The following is a 22,135-nucleotide window of genomic DNA, read 5'->3' on the forward strand; positions in this document are numbered from 1 at the left end:
TCATTTTATTGATGGTCGTCAGTTCTATCTGAGATAATATATCTTGGTCTTTCTTTAACTTCGAGGTATATCTTACCGATATACTCTCCAATAACACCAAGGCTAATCAACTGAATGCCTGCAACAAACATCACTAAAGCTAGATTGCTAGCCCAGCCAGATACTGTTATACCAAAGAAATATTGAAACACAATCCAAATAATCGCTAAAAAGCTTAGTCCAGCAACTATAAAACCAAGAGAAGCAATCATTCTAATGGGTTTTACACTTAAGCTGGTAATACCGTCAATAGCTAAGTTTAACATTTTGCTAAGTGGGTACTTTGATTCTCCAGCCAAACGTTCATGACGCTTATAATAAACACTAGTACTTTTAAAGCCAACTAAAGGAAACATACCTCGTAAAAATAAATTTACTTCTTTAAAATTAGCAAATTCATTCAAGACTTTACTAGATACTAAGCGATAATCAGCATGATTATAAATCGCTTCAACGCCCATCATGTTTAATAACTTGTAAAAACTTTGAGCTGTACTTCGCTTAAATAATGTATCCGTATCTCGATTATCACGAACACCATAGACAATTTCAGCACCGTTTTGATATTCTTTTATCATCTCATTCATAGCATTCATGTCATCTTGACCGTCACAATCGATTGAAATCGTAATATCAAAAGTCTTTCGTGCCTCCATCAGGCCTGCATAAACAGCATTTTGATGCCCTCTATTGCGACTTTGGGAGATGCCAATAATAGCCTCATATTCTCTAGCATAGTCTTGAATCAACGTCCAAGTCTTATCTTTACTACCATCATTGACAAATAAAATTCGGCTTGAGGGTGATATTAGCTGTGTAGTTATCAATTCTTCTAATTTTTTTAAAAACATTGGAACCGTAACTGGCAACACCTTTTCTTCATTATAACAAGGAACAACCACACAAAGTTTTGGTAATTCTCTACTCATCACTGTTTTCCTTTCCTGTTACAGATATACTCTCATCCTTTTTACGACTAGAAGCTAAGCTATATAGTCCAATAGATGATACACTCAATACAGCCGGTATAAACTGCAATAAGTATCTTGAACGTCCAGCTTCAAAAATGAGAAGAAACATTAAAGCACCAAATAACGCTATCTGCATCCACAGTTGATACCAATTATGAACGCTATAAGAGCGATAAAAGAAGACCAGGCCAACAGAAGCTATAATCCAAACCACCTGCATAGCCATGCCATATAGATAGTAGTTGTCACCTCCCACATAGACATAACTACGTACCCATGTGGCAAAAGAGCTGTCTTGAATTTTCTTTAACCAAGCTATATTGGGTCTTGTCTCTTCGCTAAGGACTCTTTCCTGTAGCCAACCAAACATGCCCTCACCAATCATCCAATAATATTTATAATAGAGATGCCCCGTGAAGGATTCAAAAGTATAGTTATCTAGCCTTTTTGAGATATCCGCTAGAGCTGTTTGATTGCGCTCAGCGCCTCTTGCTTGCGCGACTTCTTGAGGTATCTCGGCGTGGATATTACCTTGATAGGTGAGCCCTAAGTTCACATAATAGGCTAATGTCCTTGAAACACCTGGTTCATATTTGACAAATTCTTGATGATTTAGGGCAAAGGCAATTGCTCGATTGACAAGCATAAACGAACATAAAGCTAGGGCTAGCAATATCCCTATTTTTTTAAAATACTGTTTGGCTATTGTTGTTCGTGTGAGAAGGACAATAACACCAGCAATCATAAAGATCATAACAGTTGGTCTAAAACCATAAGTAATAGCCAATAGAACACCTGCTGAGATGGCATAAACAGGTTTATTAGGTTGGTAAACCACTTGCACAATAGCCCAAATTAAGCTGGTCAATAAAACAATCGTAATCGGATCTGAATAAGTATAAATATACTGCGGTGATAATCCCAATAAAAACGCTGACAATACAAAATTGATATTAGCTATAAAAATCCCCATCGTTTGCTTAATAATCTGATACATGATGACAATAGCCACATCGATAAAGGCGATATTCCACAAGGCTAATGCTACTAAATCATTGGCTCCAAAAATAGTATGATTGAGTTTCATCCAAATCACCAGTAAAAAATTATTGGGATAAATCGAAATATAGTCCGTTTCTAGCGCAAATTGAGGATTCGTTGCAATATTATAGACAACTGTCGTATCTGCTGCAGCTAAACCAAGACTGGTAACTGTTATCACTAACTGAAATATCACAAGCACCAAAAAGACGATAGCTTTGTGGTTGATGATGTTCTTATAGATAAAAGCTATTATCTGCTTTGTTTTTTCTCTGAAATAAAAGATTAACACCAGCAATAAGCTCGTTAGAATCAACAATTTAGCATCAATACTTTTCAAATCATTATAATTAAAAGTAAGATACTGAAACATAAAATATACAGCAAAATACAGCCAAAATACCATCAGCATGTTAAATATGGCATTGCCTATTTTTAATAATAAAGTCATTTAAAGTCTTTCTAAACAAAATTACTACACTAGATATAAACAATTAAGGAATACGTGGCTCTTGTAATTGGGCCATAAAATATTCTTCTATTTGCTTCATAATCTCTTTTTTATCATTTCCATCTATCCATCTTATACTATTATCTTCCGATTGAATGACATTTAACTCTGAATTATATATTGTACTAAACTCAGTATTTATTTCTTGAGTAAATAAAGAAGTTCCTAAAAAATAATTTGGTACTGATATATCTAAATAATCTAGCACAGTAGGGACTAAGTCTAACGAATTTCTACCATTGGCATCTACTACAAGAGGAAATACACCCTTATGATAAATGAAAAAAGGAACTTTTCCAAATGAATTATTTTGCCTTGGTGGGCTAGATGAAAATGCTGATTGATAACCGCTTTCTACATAAGTTGCATGATCAGATGAAAAAATAATAATTGTATTTGATGATAAAGAGCTATTATTAAATTTTTCAATAAACTTATTGAATTGAAAATCTAAATTATAAAATTTATTTAATACGGCATCTTTTCCGTCTTGGAATTTTTTATCAGGTGAATCTAATGTTGCATGTGTTCCAAAAGTGTACATTGTAATAAAAAATGGTTCACCTAGAGACTCATAGTATTTAGCTTCATCATATAAAAACTCATATGCTTCTTTATCAGATAAAGTATCTGCTGCACCATTTCTCTTACCTTTTTTATAGGTTACTTCATCAAAATTGAGCCTTTTAACATAATCTGAAAAAGTCAAATTGGCAGGCTCTGTATTGATATACTCTGTATGGTAGCCTTCATTTTTCAAAATGTCTTGAATAGAAATCAAAGAATTAGACTCATAATTTTCAAATTGATATCCTGAGTAAAGTTGACCAATAATTCCCCGATAAGTGGCAAATGTATGATTGTAATAATTAGTAAACTGTAAAGATTCTTTCTGGAGATTACTAATATTGGGCATAATAGAACGACTATCATCAATAACTTCCTGGGATAATCCCTCTGTCAGAATTAAAATAATATTAGGTTTCTCAATAAGATTATCTGGTTTATCTATAGCCCCTTTGATTTCAGAGTGATAGAAATTAGCAGTTACATTTGGGCTACGCTTAATTCGATTATGAATACTCAGTTGAGTTATTTTATCATTTGTGATTTTAAAATAATTATAAAATGGTGAACTATCTACTAATCTTAAGGAGAGACTAGATATTTCAAAAAAAGCTAGTGCTAATAAAATAAAATGATAGCTCCTACTAGAAACACGAATCTCCGTAATAGGAATAAATAACACCAATATAGTAGGAATAATAAAAAGTAAGTAAAAAGGTATCTTTCCAGACAATGCCCCTATAGATTCTACATTAGACAGCATAACTAATGTCAGATACGTTCCACCAAAAAACATTAATAATTGTTCAACAATATAGAGAAAAAATAAGATACTATTTAGGATATTAGCAAATAAAAAACTTATTCTAAAAGCGTAATTAGAGACTAAAGCAACTATCAAGAGCTCAATAATACTAATAAAAATATAACTATTGTTTACCGTACAAGCCAACAAAGTTATGAAAAGAGCAAAGCTATATTTTACTAGTGTAAGAATATAGCCATACTTTTTTTCTCCCATAAAATCATTTTTAAATCTCAATTGATGCTTAAATGTTTTTAAAATATAACTATATTCTTGTCTATAAGACTTCCTCTTATGCTTGAAGTTATTATTTCTAAACAACATAACTCTATATCCTACTTTTTAAGTTTCCCTCTTAAGCGTCTAATAATATATTTGATAGCACTCCCTGGTCCACGATAAATATATTTAAGCGCTCCTTTGATACCTCCAATATGATCAAAATCAACATAAGTATTTGGCATAGTATCAGGACGTAAATTCAGGACTTCATTATCAACAAATGGTGTTATATACAGCTCATTTTTTGAAATTGCATAATCATAGTTATTTGCCCAAGCCAAATAAACTAATATACGTTCAATAGAATGAAGAATAGTGTGCTGAGGGAGCGGCTCTGCTGGAATATCCTCATCTGTTAAATTCAAATCAAAAAGAGGTTGTAACGCTTCACGCTTAAACCAAATAAAGGTTCCATAACTCATGATAAATGTACTAAACTGATTAAAATCCAGAGGTCTCTCCATGTCCATCCGTTCCCATAGCAAATTCATATCATCTGCAAAACGATTTTCGTTCCAAGGATCAACTATCTTAGTGTATCGGAAAAAACTTGGAATATCAGCAATTACTAAACCAAGATTCTCTCTATTTTCCAAATTTGCCAAAATGTTATTTGCTGGCTGAATCAACATCTGAAACAACTCATCACGCCAAGAATCCCCTACCCAATACGGATACTCCGGAGATTTTTTAGTATGAAAATGTCCGATGTAATCATAAGTTGTTAGTTCATCTCTTAATTTAAGCATGGGAATAATATCACGCCCTCTATTTCCCGTCAGAAAAATTTTAGCAGATTTACCCATTCGCTCCAGAATTTCTTCAATCTCAGCTTTTTTAACTTCCGTATCTGTCGTTAAAAAAAGGTCATAATCAAAATGAAAGGCTTCAAATTGATTTAAAAAGTACTCCAATAGATCCACATAATAAGTATGAAGATGCACTGCTACTTTCTTAGTATTCGAGTATGGCTTTAGACTTGACTCTAACACTTTTCGATCTAGTAAGTAAGGAGGAGTAGGAAGACTCACATCAGACATATGGTCCAGAATTAACTGAATAGGATAGTTACTTCTTGCCTCAATAGCTTTCAAAAGATAGGGTGACAAATGCTGTACTAAATCAAATGTTTTAATCTTAATGAATGGGACACCGTTATCCAGTAAAACATGGGGATAATGAATAGTGAAATTAGAATGAAAATATTGATCTGCAATAGAAGGAGTATCTAAAACCGCCCGATAAGAAAAACCTGCTTCTACAAAACGTTTAGTGTATTTCGTTTCATAGTTATCAATTACTTGTTGAACATCGCTATAAGCTTCTACTGATTTCCAAAAAGTTTGGAAAACATCAGATATCACAAGAGATTTTTTAAACACCATAAAATAAGATTGAAGGTGTTCATCAATATAGATATGTCCTGCATCTATAGCTCTATGATTTGTCATACCCCAAAAATCAATTGTATCATCCGATTCATATTTATCATAGAGCAGCTGCATATCCCAAAGAGGCCCAAAACAGGTATCATTCATACAGGTAACAGAATCATAATCTTTAATAGTATTAAATCCAATATCTGCCATCCCATCATGCCATGCCGCAAAATCATAACCGATGTTTTCTCTCTGAATAAACTCATCAATTAAACCCTGTTCATATAAGGAAGTTACATTATCACTATTAAGCTGACTATTTGAGATAAAAACAACTTTAGAAAATAGAGGGCGCATGCACTCTAACTGATAATAAACATGAGGGCTAATCTTATCATATTTATTAAAGTGAACATACAACAATAAACGTTTCATTTATTTCTCCTTAAAAAATGGGTGAATTTTGATGGTTTTCGAAGTAAAATAGATTCCGTTAGCGATTGATAATCTGATAATAATTTTTCGTATTTTTGCGTTACTTCTTCCAAAGCTTGACGATAAAATACTACTTCACTTTCTCTATCTAGCTGAGCATCCTCTAAAGATTTAATATTACTATTTAACTGTTTTTTTTCCCTTGCCAATACTTTAGCGATATAATCATCGGCCACTATATCATTGATATTGTAACGCTTATAACAGAGTTTAAGACTATCACCTTCTGATAAATTGACTCTATACTCTAAAAACGGATAAAAATCTGAGAAAATCACTGACCTAGCATCCAAAATACCATTAGAAAGAACTGGTAATAATTCTGTATTGTACGGTTGATGAACTAGCGAGAACTTCTCATAAAAACTTGGAATATTAGATGGCCTTATTTTAATATGAGTAACTTTCTTTGTAATAGGAATTTCAATGATATCTTCAAAGAAAATCTTTTTTTGAAAATCAGGTTCTTCAGCAAAACTTTCATTATCTGATAGATACAGTTTCAGATCTTCTTCCTTGATAGAATGCTCAATATCAAAATGACTTATTTGTGAAAAATGATAGGCAAGAGCATCAGATGCAAGATCTGGATGATAAGTTAAATATTTTCCTAAAATATAGGCATACGTTTCATAATAATAAACAAAATTTTCACGATTACTTATAGAAGTAGATAAAACCCTGTAGTTCAGATGGGTAGTATAACAAGGTACGGCTTTAGCTCCTCTAGTAACAATAAGGTTAAAGAAGAAGTCATAATCTTCTAATTTCTTGTAATTAAGTTGATGATCAAAGCGCACATCAGCAATCTTATTAACTCTCACCAGAGAACACGAATCTATAAAATTTTCACGATAAAGGCGAGATAGTGAAAATTCAGATACTTCTAAAACAATATCTTTTGTCTCAGGATTAACAAGACTAGTATAAACAATATCTGCTTCTGTTTCTTGAGCTTTTTTAACAAGTTCCTCTATATAGTTCTCTTCTAAAAAATTATCACTATCCATAAAAAGGAGAAAATTCCCTGAAATTTGTTGAAAAGCTTTGTTTCTTGTAGCGACCAATCCTTGATTATCATGAACGTAATACTCTGTTCGCTTAAAAGGAGAATCTTCTAATACTCTTTCAATCACCTCTCCAGAGCCATCTGTTGAACCATCATTCCAAACAAATAACTCAATAGAAGAATAACTTTGATTAAAGATGCTTTTTAAACATTTTTCAATATAATCTTTATGATTATAACAAGTAACCACTACAGAAACTAAATCAAGCTTTTGCATATTCCCATACTCCATTACGCTGGATTAAACCTGTTGCTGAATCTTTGGCTGACAAATCATCCTTAGCAATATCATTACGAGATAACAAAATAACTGGTGTATTTTTTGCATCAGCAAAAGCTATCATCTTATCTTTATTATCTCTGACAGACACTTGTAATTTCATTTTTAAATTATTGACATTTGACAAACTACAACGGTAAATACAAGTCTTAATTCCTTTACCTTGTGTCATATAATCCATAGAATTATCATTATAAATCCATATATTACGATCAATGTCAGTTAAAGAAAAAGCTATATAAGTTTCCATATCTTCGAGCACCTTGTACGATATTTTAAAAGCAATCTCTTCTGCAGGTTGCGTCTGACCATCTGTCAGTAGTTCAACTCTCAAATCATCCACAACTTTTTTTTCAACTGATTTACCAGCCGTATTTTTTTCAGTATTTGCATTATCAAAGCTGTATTGATTAGCAACTTCATCAGGTTCTCCCACAGCTTTAATCAATCCATCCTCAATTAAAATAGCTTTATTACAATATTTTTTAACAGCCCCCATGTCGTGCGTAACTAAAATTGTTGTCTTTCCTGTAGTCTTACGCTCCAAAAAATAGTCATTACACTTGCGTTGGAAAGCTTCATCACCAACAGCCAACACCTCATCTAAGATAAGGACATCGCCTTGTGCCTTGATCGCAACAGAAAAAGCTAGACGAACTTGCATTCCGCTTGAGTAATTTTTTAGCTTTTGATTCATAAACTCAGACAACTCTGCAAAATTAACAATATCGTCATACATGGCGTCAACTTCTTCTGTCGTAAATCCAAGCATAGCACCATTCATATAGACATTTTCACGACCAGTGAGCTCTGGGTTAAAACCAACACCTAATTCAATAAAAGAAACCATTTTCCCATTAACAGTAACTTTTCCCTTTTCTGGGACATAAATTTGTGAAATGATTTTAAGGAGCGTAGATTTTCCAGAACCATTTTTGCCAACAATTCCAAAAAAATCTCCTTCTTCGACATCAAACGAAATATCTTTTAAAACATGTTGCTCTTTGTAACCTTTAATTCCTTTAAAACGATTTACTAAAGCTGTCCGTAAACTTTGCGTACTCTCAGTTGGTAACTTGAAAAATTTACTTACATGTTCAACTTTTACAGCAATTTTTTTATCTGTCATTATAGAATCTCCGCAAATTTCTTCGCATTTTTATTAAAAATGATATATCCAATTATAAAAATAATGAACGGCAGGATATAAGGAATAAGCGCAATAGAATGGTTATTGATTAACTGCCATCCCCTTAGACTTCCAGAATAAACTAAGTAGTGTCTGAAATCTTGAATAACTTGTGCAAGTGGATTCAACATCATTATTTTAGCAACCGTAACTTGTCCTCTTTGCAAAATAAATGTCAATGAATAAATAATCGGTGTAGCATACATTCCTGCTTGCATAACTACTTCCCAAATAGGACCAATATCCCTATATTTAACAAATAATGTTGCTAATATAAATGCAATACCAGTTGCAAAGATAAACAGCTCTATAAATAAAGGAATCGTTACTAACCAACCACTTGTAATATCAACACCATTAACAATGGCGAAGACAAAAACTACTGCTAAATTAATAGCATAGTTGATAGAAGCCCCAACTACAGAGGAAATAACTATAATTTCTTTTGAAAAGTTAAGTTTTCGTAATAAATCACCACGTGATACAATAGACATCATCCCCATGTTAGTTGCCTCAGAGAAAAATGTCCAAGTAACCATCCCTAACAATAACCCAATAGCATAATGTGGTGTTCCGTCATCAAATTTTAAAAAACGGACAAAAACTAAATACATAATCGTAAACATCAATAATGGTTTTAAAATAGACCATAGATGCCCTACCAAACTACCTTGATAGCGTAGCTTGAAATCAGTTTTAACCATCTCTCGTAAGAGAATACGGTTTTCTTTACTAAAGACGTTCATGAGTTTCTCCTATAACCAAATTTTGTAATAATCAATGTCCTAAAGACAAGGGTGTGAAACCAGCGGTTTTTAGCAAAACCATAGCGCTTTAGAGTCATCACTCGTCTCCACATAGGCTGCTGTAAAATACCAACATACGCTTCCACTAACGCTCTATTATCTTCTGCTAAATCCAATTTTAGCAAATGCTTTGCCTGCTTTTGACTTGATCTAATCAAATACCAGTATTTAGATACCAAAGCTTGCGGATTGAGCCAATTTTTCAAACGCTTTTGCAAAGTCCTAGCACCAAGCACATTGTTATCATGCTGACGATACAACTCGCCTGGCCTATCAATATAAATCAGTTTTCCAAGAGCTGAGGCTATCAAGGCCAAATACCAATCATGCATCAAAAGCTCCTGAGTATCTGTCCATAACTCTGCCAAACAGTGATTAAGAGCAGACACACCACCTGTCACTGTATTTTCCGTCAATTCTTGACGTAAGAGTGTATTAGCATGGTGAGATTGCGTCGCAATCATACTCTCATGGGTCACTCTCAGCTGGCTATCAACGACTTTTAAGTCCATATAAACCATAATAGGAATATCTGTTCGCTCATTTGTTAGCACTTGCAGTTGCCTAGCCACCTTATCCTCAAGCCAAACATCATCCTGATCACTAAAGAAATAATAATCAGCTTCTTCATACTTTAATAACTGATAAAAAGAGTTGATAACACCTATATTGCGACAATCATTAGCATTGATAAACGAAATCCGTTCATCTTTTTGAACATAGCTCTCGATAATCTCTCTGGTCTTATCACTTGATCCATCATCACGAATCAAAAGTTGCCAATCTTTAAAAGTCTGAGATCTTATACTTTCAATCTGCTCTGCTAAAAAGGCTTGTCCATTGTAGGTTGACATCAAGATATTAACTTTCATGATAATAATAATTCCTCGTACTCTCCTACAATCTTATCCCAAGTATAATCTTTGCTAATAATGTCCTGCGCTTTTTTAGCATACTCATCAACATCTACCATATGATCAGAATTATCAATAAGACGAGACAAAACTCCCCTCTCCTTTTGCCAATACAGACTACTATCACGCGCAACCGAGCGATTAAAGGAGACATCTAAGACTAGATTAAGCTTAGTATGACTAAGGGCTTCTAAGAGTCCTGGATTGGTACCTCCGACTTCGTGCCCATGAATATAGGCAAAGGCATTTTGACGGATATAAGTCAAGAAATCTCTATCATAAACTGTCCCAACAAACTTGATACGCTTATCCTTGTCAAAGCCAGTTTCTTGCTGCAACTGTTCAAAATAAGCGCTGCCTTGATGATTACAAATAATCACTAAATCTTTGGTTGTTTGAGATGCCATAAACTCACGAATGGCTAACTTATAATTATTTTCAGGGACAAAACGTCCTACAATAAGATAATACTGATGCTCCGAGATACCCCATTTAGTAAAGACTTGACGGACTTTCTCTGAACTAGATATCAAGCTAGAAGGAGTCGTTTGTGTTCCGTAAGCAATAAAATGTATTTTAGCTCTCGGATAAGATGCTTTGATATACTCTTTAATCCCTACATTATCAGCAATAATTAAATCAGCCTTTTCAGCCATTTTCTTCTCAGCGTACTTCAAATAAGCTTGCACTGGTTTAGCCCATTTGGAGCGTTTCCACTCCAAACCATCAGGATTAACAAAAACCTTACCTCCATAAGCATGAACTTTACGGACAAAATGGCTGATAAAAGCCCCAATGGTATTCCCTAAAATATAAAAAATCGGCGCTTCTATCTTTTCCTTGCGACAGAGCTTCAAAGCATAGTTAATAGCCATCATATCATAAAAAATCACACGTGATGGTCCTAATTTGGGGGAAACCTTAATCTGAAAACAGTCTGCACCCTCATACTCATAATGTTTGCCATGCTCTTTATCACTCAGACAGGCAACGTGGTATCTTATCTCATCACTTTTTTGGTTCTTGACTAACTCCTCAACAAAGGTCTCAAAGCCACCATAAGTCGCTGGCAAACCACGACTACCAATAATGAAAACGTGCTGCAAGACACTACCCCCATCAGTTATAATAATCAACCTATTATACCATAAAAAAGAAGACATAGCGACCTAAAACCTATTGATAAAGCCCTAAAAAAAGAGATAGCAAAGCTATCTCTTTTTATTTAACGTCTTGCTTGTAAAGTTCTTTTAAGGCATCCTTCCAACTTGGAATCACAAATCCTGTCTCTTTAGCTTTAGTCAAGCTGAGCGTTGAGTTTTTAGGACGTTTAGCTTTGGCTGGAAATTGACTAGAATCCACAGGTTTAACCTCAACATCTGTGTCTTTTAAAATTTCACGAGCAAAATCATACCATGTCGTATCTTCATCAGCATCATTTGACAAATGATAATAACCAAATGCTTTTTGATTTTCAGCGACATAGGTCATGAACTCTGCCAAAGTACGTGTCCAAGTTGGACGACCATATTGATCGTTAACAACGGTCAAAGTGTCATGTGATTTAGCTAGATTTTGCATGGTAAAGACGAAGTTTTTACCATAGTTACCAAAGACCCAAGCTGTACGAATAATGTAGAATTTTTCAAGGTATTTTTCAACAGCCTCCTCACCCAAACGTTTCGTACGACCATACTCTGTTTGGGGGTCAGCAGGATCATCAACTTCCCATTCTTGACCAACTGGCTTTTCACCATCAAAGACATAGTCTGTTGAAATATAAACAAAAGTAGCATCCCATTTAGCTGCTGCTTGTGCGACATTTTCTGTACCAGTAACATTGATCGCATAATCAAGCTCTTTTCCTTCATCCTCTGCCATATCCACTGCGGTGTATGCTGCACAGTGATAAACTAGAGTCGGCTTAACTTCTGCAAAAACCTTGTCAACCATCTCTCTGTTAGTGATATCCATCTCAGCGACATCAACAGCCACATACTCTTCATGGCGCTCATCTAGCAGATGACGCAATTCTGTTCCAAGTTGACCATTTGCACCTGTAATTAAAATCATATCATGCTCCTTTTTGTTCTCTAAGCTATGATTCATTATACCTTAAAATGACATTTTTTTCATCTTTTTATGCGTTTAGCGAATACCTAAGGCAATGCGTGCATAGCGACTCATCTTTTCGACAGACCAGGCTGGTGTCCAGACTAATTTAACTTCGACATGTGTAGCCTCTGGAACATCCCTCATCGCATCGTGGATTTGATCAGTCAATAAATCCGCCAAAGGACAGCCCATGGTTGTCAGTGTCATATCAATCTCAGTATTCCCATCTTCAAATCGAATCTCATATATCAAGCCTAGATTGACAATATCAATACCAAGCTCAGGGTCTATCACCATTTCCAAAGCTTCTAAAATACGATCTTTAATCTTAGCGACTTCTTGGTCACTATAGTGCTTTGACATGTCTCAACCTCCTCATCTTAGAACTTGCCTATCCAGTGAGCTAAAAACAAGTCCTAATCTTCCATAAAGTCTTTTAGTTGTTTGCTACGACTTGGATGGCGTAATTTACGAAGCGCTTTAGCTTCAATCTGACGAATACGCTCACGTGTCACATTAAAGACTTTACCCACATCTTCTAGCGTACGCATCTTACCATCATCAAGACCAAAGCGCAGGCGCAAGACATTTTCTTCTCTGTCTGTCAGCGTATCTAGCACTTCATTAAGCTGTTCACGCAATACCACTCGAGTCGTGTACTCAACTGGATTTTCAATGGCCTCATCTTCGATAAAATCACCTAGATGACTATCATCTTCTTCACCAATTGGTGTCTCAAGAGATACAGGCTCTTGAGCGATTTTCAAGATTTCACGCACCTTGTCTGGTGTCATATCCATACGTTCTGCAATCTGCTCTGGAGTTGGATCTTGACCCAACTCTTGAAGGAGGTTACGCTGTTCACGAACCAATTTATTGATTGTCTCTACCATATGGACAGGGATACGAATCGTTCTAGCTTGATCGGCAATAGCACGCGTAATCGCTTGACGAATCCACCAGGTTGCATAAGTTGAAAACTTAAATCCTTTGGAATAATCAAATTTATCCACCGCTTTCATCAAACCCATGTTACCTTCTTGGATAAGGTCAAGAAATTGCATACCACGCCCTACATAGCGCTTTGCAATAGAGACTACCAAACGAAGATTGGCTTCTGCTAGGCGCTGTTTAGCTTGCATATCACCTGCGGCAACAGCCAAGGCTAACTCTTTTTCCTCCTCATTGGTCAAAAGGGGAACAACACCGATTTCTTTAAGATACATCCTTACTGGATCATTGACTTTAGCAGAGTTATTACCAAGCAGCTCCTCATCGGTCAACTCTTCTGGCTTTGGTCCTTCAACGACATATTTGCTAGAAGGGTTGCCATCCTTATCTGTAATAGCAATGCCGCCATCTGTCAGACGCTCCAACAAGTCATCAATCTGATCAGCATCTAAAGTAAAGGGAATGACCAGTTTTTCAGTAACCTCATCATCAATTGCTGTCCCTGCTTTTTTATGGTTACGAATAAAATCTGCAACTTGTGCATTAAAGGTCGTCATTTCTTTCTTTTGTGCCATAGTTTCCTCATTCCATACTTCTTTTTTGGGCAATCAATTCGTCTAAAGCAAGTGTTGCGCCATCAACATCACCTTGACTACTTGATTCACGAATTTGTTTACTTTGTTTTTGAAGGTCTGCCTGCCTTAAAATTATCTCACGCCGCTTTTCAAGTTCCTCTAACTCACCTTCTGTCACCTCTTTGGGCAACTGCTCTGCTAACACACGATAGTAAATATCAGCTGTTTTTTCGTCAACCTCTGCCAAATCTGACGGCAAAATATCCCCCTCTTCACACAAAAGTCGATACAAGACATCTAACTCTTTGGTATGAAAGAAAAAATCCAAACGGTTACGGTAAGATTGTAAGAGATAATCATGATGCAACAAACGATGAAAAAGATGTATCTCTGAACGCTCCAAAGCACTGGTGCGAGGTGAGATGGGACTTGGAATAAACGCTTCTACCTTTGCCTGTACTTGAGATCGACTTTGCCGTAAGAGGAGACGCTCATTATTGACCGCTTGCTCCAGCTGGTCATAGTTAAAATCAGGTAGTAAATCCGCTAATTTTCGGATATAGCTGTCCTGTGCTGTTAGGGAGCGTTCTTTAGCGATAAGCTTAGCCATCTGCTCTACATAAGCAATCTGCGCTTGCAGATTATCTAAATTATCTGGCTTTAGATAATCTATATAAAACTCTACGGCACTGATACGCCCTTGTTCCAACAACTTTTTAAGTGCTTCTTTAGAGTGATGCCTTAAAAATTCATCTGGATCCATCTGCCCAGGAATCTTAACGATATCCACCTGCATATCATCTACAATATCAAGTGTTTTTGAGATAGCTGCTTGCCCTGCATTGTCCCCATCATAAGTCAAGACAAGTTTTTTAGTAAAGCGCTTGAGATGAGCTAGATGCTCTCTCGTCAAAGCTGTCCCCATAGATGCTACGGCGTTCTCAATACCCGCTTGATAAGCTGCAATAACATCCATAAAACCTTCCATGAGATAGAGCTCTTGCTTTTTAGGCGCTAGCAATTTTGCTCTATCCATATGATATAATTCGTAAGATTTATTGAAAATGACGGTTGAACGTGTATTTTTATACTTAGCTACTTTATTGTCAATATCCTCACTCGTCCAGATCCGCCCAGAAAACGCAATCACTCGCCCTTTGTCATCTGTCAACGGAAACATAATCCGATTTTTAAAGGCATCATAAAAACGATTCTGGTTGTCATCAACATTAAAGAGCCCAGAATGACTCAGAGCACTTTCTTGATCCTTATACTTACGACTCAGCTGCTGGTAGAGTAAGTCTGGCTGATTGGGAGATAGACCAATATTAAAATAAGTCAGCACATCTTCTGAAATACCACGCGCATAGAGATACTCTTTGGCTTGTTGACCTTCTTTGGTAGTCATTAAGATAGCATGATAAAACTTAGCAGCTTCCTCATGCATGTCATAAAGTATCTGATTGGGATCTTCTTTTTGAGATTGCGTAGGCTCACCAATATCAAGACGAATCCCAGCACGCTCAGCAATCACTGCCAAACTCTCCATAAAGCTAATCTGGCGGTATTCTTCTAAAAACTTAAAGACATCGCCAGATTTACCACAACCAAAACAATGGAAAAACTGTTTGTCCTCCACAACGTTAAAGGATGGTGTTTTTTCCTTATGAAAAGGACATAGACCCAAATAACTGCGCCCAGTATGAGTCAGCTTAACAACTTCTCCAATGACATCCACGATATTGACACTATTTTTTAAATCAGCTATCATTTCGCGGCTAATGGCCAAGGAGCATCACCTCCACATCCTTATTTTTCGTTTTGTGATTTATTATACCATTTCTTAATCTTTTTGTAAAATCGACAGCTTATTGTCTTCTTATATAAAAAAGCTATTTTTTGAGTCATATTATTTGCCCCCAGAAACTTTAGCTGATATAATGGATATATCATTTAATAAATTAACATTTAAGGAGTATTTATGCTTAAAGAGCTTAAAGAGTTTTTGTTCCGTGGTAATATTCTTGACCTTGCGGTAGCGGTTATCCTTGGTGCTGCTTTCAACGCTATTATCACATCACTTGTTGGTGATATCATTACACCACTTATCCTAAATCCTGCCCTCAAAGCGGCTGGTGTTGAAAAAATCGCTGACCTTGCTTGGAATGGTGTTGCTTACGGTAGCTTTTTGAGCGCTATCCTTAACTTCCTTATCGTTGGAACAACTCTCTTCCTCATCGTTAAGTCTGCTAACAAAGCACTTGCCTTTGGTAAAAAAGAAGAAGAGGAAAAAGCTGAAGCTGGTCCTAGCCAAGAAGAATTGCTTACTGAAATTCGTGACCTTTTGGCTAAAAAATAATGATATATCAAGAAGATCGTTTATCACAAACGGTCTTTTTCTTGTGCACAAAATAAAAAAAAAAGACTAGATAATTTAGTCTAGCCTCTTTTTATCATATTAGAATTTTTTGCGTTTACGTGCAGCTTCTGATTTACGTTTACGTTTTACAGAAGGTTTTTCATAAAATTCACGTTTACGTGATTCTTGAAGAGTTCCTGCTTTCGTAACAGAACGCTTGAAACGACGAAGTGCATCATCAAGTGATTCATTCTTGCGTACGATAGTTTTTGACATAGTTTTCACCTCCTCAAGATATAGTAACAGAACTGTCCTCTTTATATAATAGCTAAAGCTATCCTTTTTGTCAATAGATTTTTAGACTTTTTTGTAAAGTTTATCAACAGCTCGTCTAACCTAGACGTTCTTTTAATTTTTCCACAAAGAGATAGGCAGCAGGGCAAATCAAGGTATTTTTAAGCGTCAATTGATTTATCTGATAGATTTTTTTGCGATCAGTATGAGGAAATTCACGACAAGCTTTAGGACGTACATCATAGATTGTGCATAACTTATCTGATCCCAAAAATGGACAAGGCATAGCTTTAAATACCTTATCACCATCCTCATCAAGGCGTAAAAAAGTCTCTTCAAAAACACCTAGCTTCATCTTAAAATGCTTTGCAATACGTTTGATATCTGCTTCAGTGAATAAAGGCCCAAGATTTTGGCAACAATTAGCACACTTGGTACAGTCAATCTCATAAAAAACGTCTCTATGCACTTCTTGAACAATTTTATCCAAATTTTTAGGCGACTTTTTCTTTAGACTTGCTAAAAATTGACGGTGTTCTTTTTGTTTGTGAAGCGCTAATTCTTTGTAGCGCTCAATAGCAACCTCTGTCATCATCTCTTCCTTTTTTCTCTCAGTTTATCATATTTTACCGCATTTGCCTAGACAAAAAACCACCTAAGGTGGTTTACTTAATCATTGATAGATTGCTCATAGGCAGATTGGACAAATTCGTCAATTTTGCCAGAATCTTTAAGTTCTTTAATCACTTGGTTAATCTTATCTTTTAGCTCTGTACTACCTTTTGGCATAGCAATAGCATAAGCATCCGACTCACCTGACGTTAATGTAACGGATTCTGCAATCGCTAAATCACTATTTTTTTCAACATAGCCTTTAGCGATTGGTTTTTCAAGGACAACGGCATCAATTTTTTTATTTTTCAGCTCACTAATGACCTCACTATTTTGCGTTAGTGCAACAACCTTAGCCCCCTTCAACTGTTCTTGGGCGATACTTTCTTGGATACTTCCTTTTTGAACGGCTACTTGTAAGCCTTTAAAATCATCTGCTTGTTTATACTTATCAAGTTCGTCTTTTCTAACAATAACGACATTTTGAGACTCATAGTAACTATCTGAAAAATCATACGCTTTCTGACGCTCTTTGGTCGCTGAAATCCCTGATACGGCAATATCTGCCTTTCCTGATTGAAGGCTAGAGAGAACGTTATCAAAAGACATTGATAAAAACTTCACCTTGACCCCCAGCGCTTCACCAACAGCATTGGCAATATCGACATCTGCCCCAACAACCGTATCCTTGCCATTTACCAAGGTTTTAAATTCAAAGGGGGCAAATTCAGGATTTAGAGCGACCGTTAAAGTCCCTTTATCTTGAATGCTTTTCAATGAGTCACTGGAGCTACTATTAGAAGAGGTGCCACAAGCACCCAATGCTAGAAGAGATACCGCTAATAAACTACCACCAATCAATTGTTTCCATTTCATAATCATTCCTCTTTTCAGTCTTTAATGTAATATAAAGCTATTATAAGTTATAATTATGCGGTTGTCAAGTTATAAATGCAAAAATATCCATTTTAAACTTATAAACATTCAAAAAAAGAGGTATAAAACCTCTTTTTTTAGTGACTATGCCAGATATCTTCATTGTATTGTTCAATGGTACGATCAGATGAGAAGAATCCTGCTTTTGCAATGTTTTGGATGACTTTTTGATTCCAACTATCTTGATCTTCATAGTCTGCAAAGACTTGCTCTTTAGTCGCAATATACTCTTTCAAATCAATAAGAGTCATAAACCAATCTTTACCAATCAACTCATCACGTAAACGATTTAGTCGCTCAGCATTACCTAGCGCTAATACTTTTTCATCAACAATAAAATCGACTGCTTCTTTGATTGCTTCATCATTAGCATAATAATCACGTGACACATAGCCTTCTGTCGCATAAAGGTCAATAATCGTGTCTGAATCCTTACCAAATGTGTAGATATTGTCTTGGCCAGCCAATTCGGCAATTTCAACATTAGCACCATCCATTGTCCCTAAGGTCAAGGCACCGTTTAGCATGAATTTCATATTACCTGTACCAGAGGCTTCTTTAGAAGCAAGCGAAATCTGCTCAGAAACATCTGTGGCTGGAATTAAGTGTTCTGCAACGGTCACATTATAGTTTTCCACAAGATGCACATTGAGATATGGGCTAACTTCTGGGTCATTGTTGATCAGCTCTGACAAACATAAAATCAAGTGAATGGTGTCTTGCGCGATGATATAAGCAGGAGCTGCTTTACCACCAAAGATAACTGTAATTTTGCGTTTTGGCAAGTGACCACGCTTAATCTCTAAATATTTATGAATCACATAAAGAGCATTCATTTGTTGACGTTTGTACTCGTGGAAACGCTTGATTTGTGTATCAATGATAGAATCCGCATCCAACTCAATGCCTTTATTCTCCTTCAAATAACGCTGTAGAGCCAGTTTATTGTGATATTTTATCTCAGCCAAACGTTTATGTACAGCCTTATCATCAGCAAAATCTAACAATTTCTCCAGCTGTGTCGCGTCATTTAGATACCCATCACCAATCAACTCTTTAAGATAATCCGCTAATTCCTGGTTGGCAAATTCTAGCCAACGTCGGAAAGTGATACCATTGGTCTTGTTATTAAAGCGCTCTGGATAAATATCATAAAAAGGCTTGAGCTCTGAATGTTTCAAAATCTCTGTATGTAGGGCTGCAACGCCATTGACACTGGTTGAAAAATGAATGTCCATATGCGCCATGTGTACACGACCTTCTTCATCAATGATATGAACAGACTTATCACTGTATTTTTCAGCAATCATCGCGTCTAAACGCTCAATAATAGCAACGAGATGAGGAACTACCTCATTGAGGTAATCAAGAGGCCACTTTTCAAGCGCTTCTGCCAAAATCGTGTGGTTAGTATAGCCTACCATTTGACTGACAATAGATACTGCCTCATCAAACTCAAAGCCATGAACATCGGTCAACAAACGAATCAACTCAGGAATAACCAATGAAGGATGGGTGTCATTGATTTGCACATAAGCATAATCTGGTAAATCATGAAGATTAGATCCTCGCTCAAGCGCTTCATCAATCAATAGCTGAGCCGCATTTGAAACCATAAAGTATTGTTGGTAAATACGAAGCAGCTCACCACTCTTATCTGAATCATCTGGATAAAGAAACAGCGTCAAGTTTTCTTTAATTTTTTCTTTATCAAAAATGATACCATCATGAATCAAATCATAATTCAAACCATCAATATCAAAGAGATTAAGATAGTTTTTGGTATCCTTGTGATAACCCAATACATCCATGCGATCAAGACGAGACGTCAAGGTAAAGTCCTTAAAAGGCACCTCATAACTAATATCTGTCGGCAATAACCACGAATCCTGTTCAATCCAATAGTTGGCTTCTGCTTCTTGCTGATTTTGCTTAAAGACTTGCTTAAATAAACCACAGTGATAATTGAGCCCAACGCCCTCACCATTGATACCAAGTGTTGCCATTGAATCGATGAAACATGATGCTAAGCGTCCAAGACCACCATTACCTAACGATGGTTCTGGTTCGACATCTTCAATTTCTGCTATGGATTTACCAGCTAGCTCCAACTCTTTTTTCACATCTTTATAGATACCAAGATTGATTAGGTTATTGGACAAGAGTTTACCAATAAGAAACTCTGCTGAAATGTAGTAAACCTTGCGCTTAGCGCTATTTTTACCTTTTTTAGATGCCAATGCCTTCACATAGTCTAGGAGATTAACATAGATAGCCTCATTTGTCATCTGAGCCAGTTCTTGGCCTTTCTCCTCTACATAGTTAGTAAACGTTGTCATGATTGTCTCCTATTATTCCTCGTATTCTTCATCACGTCCACGATGATAGACGTTTGTAATTTCTGTCAAAAAGTCTTTATGGCTTTGAGTTAAGTCATCTGATTTCATGCGCCACTGCCAGTTGTCACCTAGCGTATTTGGGGTATTCATACGACTAGAAGCTGGTTTGTCAAGTAAATCCTGCATACAAGTGATAGCAATCTCACTAACCGTGCTATACAAGGTGCGTAACATAGTCTCTACGATAGGCTCAGATGGCAGTCTGCGCATATAGAGCTCCGCATAGGCTTGCTGCTCCTTCGTGAGATTATCAAACCAACCATTGATAACTTCGTTGTCATGAGTCCCTGCGTAAGCAACGCTATTTTCAGTGTAATAATGCGGCAAATCTAGGCTAGATCCAGTCGTATCAAAAAAGCCAAATTCTAAGATTTTCATCCCTGGAAAAGCTGTATCACTCAAGAGTTGCTCAACCTTCTCATCAATGTAGCCTAAATTTTCAGCGATAATTGGCAAATCACCTAATTCTTCCTTGACGACATCAAAAAGTTTGCGTCCTGGTCCTGGCTGCCATTTTCCGTCATTAGCTGTTTCATAGTCAGCACGGATCTCCCAATAATCAGAGAACCCTTTGAAATGATCGATACGAAGCACATCATACATGGTCACACCAGCTTTGATACGCTCAACCCACCAAGCATATTGACTTTTTTCATGGGCGTCCCAATTATAGATAGGGTTCCCCCATAATTGACCATCAGCACTAAATTCGTCTGCTGGGACACCTGCAATAGCTGTCGGACGACGTTTGTCGTCTAACTTAAAGAGCTCAGGCATCGTCCATACCTCAACACTATCTGCTGAGACGTATATAGGCATATCACCAATAATCTTAATACCATTTTCATTGGCATAAGCTTTTAGAGCATACCATTGTTGGCTAAAGAAATATTGAGTCACTTTATGATAGAGAATGCTATCGGCTAAGCTGACACGGTAGGCTACCAAGGTCTTGGCGTCTCTTTGAATAGCCTTCACATCGTCCCACTCAGTCAACGCTTTATTGTCGAAATACTCTTTTAGAGCCATAAAGTCTGCATAGTCTTCTAGCCAAGTTTCCTTAGCTTCAAAGGCAGCTAACTGCTCCAGATTAGCTTTGTCTGCTAAAAAGCGCTCAACGGCTTTTTCTAGAATAGGGCGACGTTTTTGATAAACACGCTCATAATCCACAGATGTCTCATCTTTTCCAAAATCAACCCCTTCATAATCAACAGCTAACAGGTAGCCTTCCTTAGCTAAGAGATCCAAATCAATGAAGTGGGTATTACCTGCGATAGCTGAAAAGGATTGATAAGGGGAGTCCCCGTAACTTGTCGTTGTTAATGGCAAAATCTGCCAATAAGTTTGATTTGTCTCTGTTAAAAAATCAACAAAATCATAGGCGGATTGACCAAAGCTTCCAATACCAAATTGGTTTGGTAGAGAGGTAATGTGCATTAAGACACCACTTGCTCGTTTTGCCATAATAATAATCTCCTTGTACTCTTGTTTACATCTTTTAGTTTAACGCAACCGTTTGCATAAGTCAAGTCTTTCTTCAAAAATT

Annotated in this window: 18 protein-coding genes and 1 pseudogene; 1 reads left to right on the forward strand and 18 read right to left on the reverse strand. The window is 36.3% G+C overall.

Annotated features, from left to right (window positions below):
* Positions 1-5: 5 nt before the first annotated feature.
* From ACLN19_RS04480 to dnaG, 13 genes are all read right to left on the reverse strand, one after another.
* A complete protein-coding gene (locus ACLN19_RS04480; protein WP_413383722.1) occupies positions 6-968 on the reverse strand; it encodes a glycosyltransferase family 2 protein in 963 nt (320 codons plus the stop codon).
* Positions 961-2,502, reverse strand: a complete 1,542-nt coding sequence (locus ACLN19_RS04485) for a glycosyltransferase family protein (protein ID WP_413383724.1) — start codon at positions 2,500-2,502, stop codon at positions 961-963. Before ACLN19_RS04485 ends, ACLN19_RS04480 begins: the two co-directional genes overlap by 8 nt.
* A 43-nt stretch (positions 2,503-2,545) precedes the next feature.
* Entirely contained in the window at positions 2,546-4,258 is a 1,713-nt protein-coding gene (locus tag ACLN19_RS04490; RefSeq protein WP_413383726.1) for an LTA synthase family protein, read from the reverse strand.
* Between the two features lie 11 nt (positions 4,259-4,269).
* Positions 4,270-6,030 (reverse strand): rhamnan synthesis F family protein, encoded by a 1,761-nt coding sequence (locus tag ACLN19_RS04495; RefSeq protein WP_413383728.1) that lies wholly within the window; start codon positions 6,028-6,030, stop codon positions 4,270-4,272.
* The gene (locus ACLN19_RS04500) at positions 6,027-7,376 is read right to left on the reverse strand and encodes a glycosyltransferase family 2 protein (RefSeq protein ID WP_413383731.1); all 1,350 of its coding nucleotides are present in this window, start codon (positions 7,374-7,376) and stop codon (positions 6,027-6,029) included. Before ACLN19_RS04500 ends, ACLN19_RS04495 begins: the two co-directional genes overlap by 4 nt.
* Positions 7,363-8,568 (reverse strand): ABC transporter ATP-binding protein, encoded by a 1,206-nt coding sequence (locus tag ACLN19_RS04505; RefSeq protein ID WP_413383734.1) that lies wholly within the window; start codon positions 8,566-8,568, stop codon positions 7,363-7,365. The genes ACLN19_RS04500 and ACLN19_RS04505 overlap by 14 nt, the downstream gene beginning before the upstream one ends.
* Positions 8,568-9,374, reverse strand: a complete 807-nt coding sequence (locus ACLN19_RS04510) for an ABC transporter permease (protein ID WP_413383737.1) — start codon at positions 9,372-9,374, stop codon at positions 8,568-8,570. Before ACLN19_RS04510 ends, ACLN19_RS04505 begins: the two co-directional genes overlap by 1 nt.
* Complete coding sequence (locus ACLN19_RS04515; protein WP_413383740.1) at positions 9,371-10,306, reverse strand: glycosyltransferase family 2 protein; 936 nt, start codon at positions 10,304-10,306, stop codon at positions 9,371-9,373. The genes ACLN19_RS04510 and ACLN19_RS04515 overlap by 4 nt, the downstream gene beginning before the upstream one ends.
* The gene (gene cps2T, locus ACLN19_RS04520) at positions 10,303-11,454 is read right to left on the reverse strand and encodes a beta 1-4 rhamnosyltransferase Cps2T (RefSeq protein WP_413383743.1); all 1,152 of its coding nucleotides are present in this window, start codon (positions 11,452-11,454) and stop codon (positions 10,303-10,305) included. Before cps2T ends, ACLN19_RS04515 begins: the two co-directional genes overlap by 4 nt.
* A 115-nt stretch (positions 11,455-11,569) precedes the next feature.
* Entirely contained in the window at positions 11,570-12,421 is an 852-nt protein-coding gene (gene rfbD / locus ACLN19_RS04525) for a dTDP-4-dehydrorhamnose reductase (protein WP_413383746.1), read from the reverse strand.
* A gap of 75 nt (positions 12,422-12,496) precedes the next feature.
* Entirely contained in the window at positions 12,497-12,826 is a 330-nt protein-coding gene (locus tag ACLN19_RS04530) for a metal-sulfur cluster assembly factor (RefSeq protein WP_413383748.1), read from the reverse strand.
* 53 nt (positions 12,827-12,879) lie between these two features.
* Positions 12,880-13,989: an RNA polymerase sigma factor RpoD gene (gene rpoD, locus ACLN19_RS04535; RefSeq protein ID WP_413383751.1), complete on the reverse strand. Its 1,110-nt coding sequence runs from the start codon at positions 13,987-13,989 to the stop codon at positions 12,880-12,882.
* Between the two features lie 7 nt (positions 13,990-13,996).
* Complete coding sequence (dnaG, locus tag ACLN19_RS04540) at positions 13,997-15,760, reverse strand: DNA primase (protein WP_413383786.1); 1,764 nt, start codon at positions 15,758-15,760, stop codon at positions 13,997-13,999.
* A 210-nt stretch (positions 15,761-15,970) separates the two neighbouring features.
* On the opposite strand from dnaG, the gene mscL reads away from it, so the two are divergent.
* Complete coding sequence (mscL, locus tag ACLN19_RS04545) at positions 15,971-16,348, forward strand: large conductance mechanosensitive channel protein MscL (protein ID WP_413383754.1); 378 nt, start codon at positions 15,971-15,973, stop codon at positions 16,346-16,348.
* 99 nt (positions 16,349-16,447) lie between these two features.
* Here mscL and rpsU read toward each other — a convergent pair whose 3' ends face one another.
* The 5 genes and pseudogenes from rpsU to malQ all read right to left on the reverse strand — a co-directional run.
* Positions 16,448-16,624 carry a 30S ribosomal protein S21 gene (gene rpsU / locus ACLN19_RS04550; protein ID WP_318248113.1) on the reverse strand — a complete coding sequence of 59 codons (177 nt, stop codon included), beginning with the start codon at positions 16,622-16,624 and terminating at the stop codon, positions 16,448-16,450.
* Between the two features lie 115 nt (positions 16,625-16,739).
* On the reverse strand, positions 16,740-17,234 hold the full coding sequence (locus ACLN19_RS04555) for a YkgJ family cysteine cluster protein (protein ID WP_413383788.1): 495 nt from the start codon (positions 17,232-17,234) through the stop codon (positions 16,740-16,742).
* 77 nt (positions 17,235-17,311) lie between these two features.
* Complete coding sequence (locus ACLN19_RS04560) at positions 17,312-18,130, reverse strand: transporter substrate-binding domain-containing protein (RefSeq protein ID WP_413383757.1); 819 nt, start codon at positions 18,128-18,130, stop codon at positions 17,312-17,314.
* Between the two features lie 137 nt (positions 18,131-18,267).
* Positions 18,268-20,529, reverse strand: a complete 2,262-nt coding sequence (gene glgP / locus ACLN19_RS04565) for a glycogen/starch/alpha-glucan family phosphorylase (RefSeq protein WP_413383759.1) — start codon at positions 20,527-20,529, stop codon at positions 18,268-18,270.
* A gap of 12 nt (positions 20,530-20,541) precedes the next feature.
* Positions 20,542-22,065 (reverse strand): annotated as a pseudogene (malQ, locus tag ACLN19_RS04570) (4-alpha-glucanotransferase); the annotation flags it as partial.
* Between the last annotated feature and the right edge of the window lie 70 nt (positions 22,066-22,135).

Source organism: Streptococcus lishijunsis, assembly GCF_047290665.1.
Taxonomy (GTDB): domain Bacteria; phylum Bacillota; class Bacilli; order Lactobacillales; family Streptococcaceae; genus Streptococcus.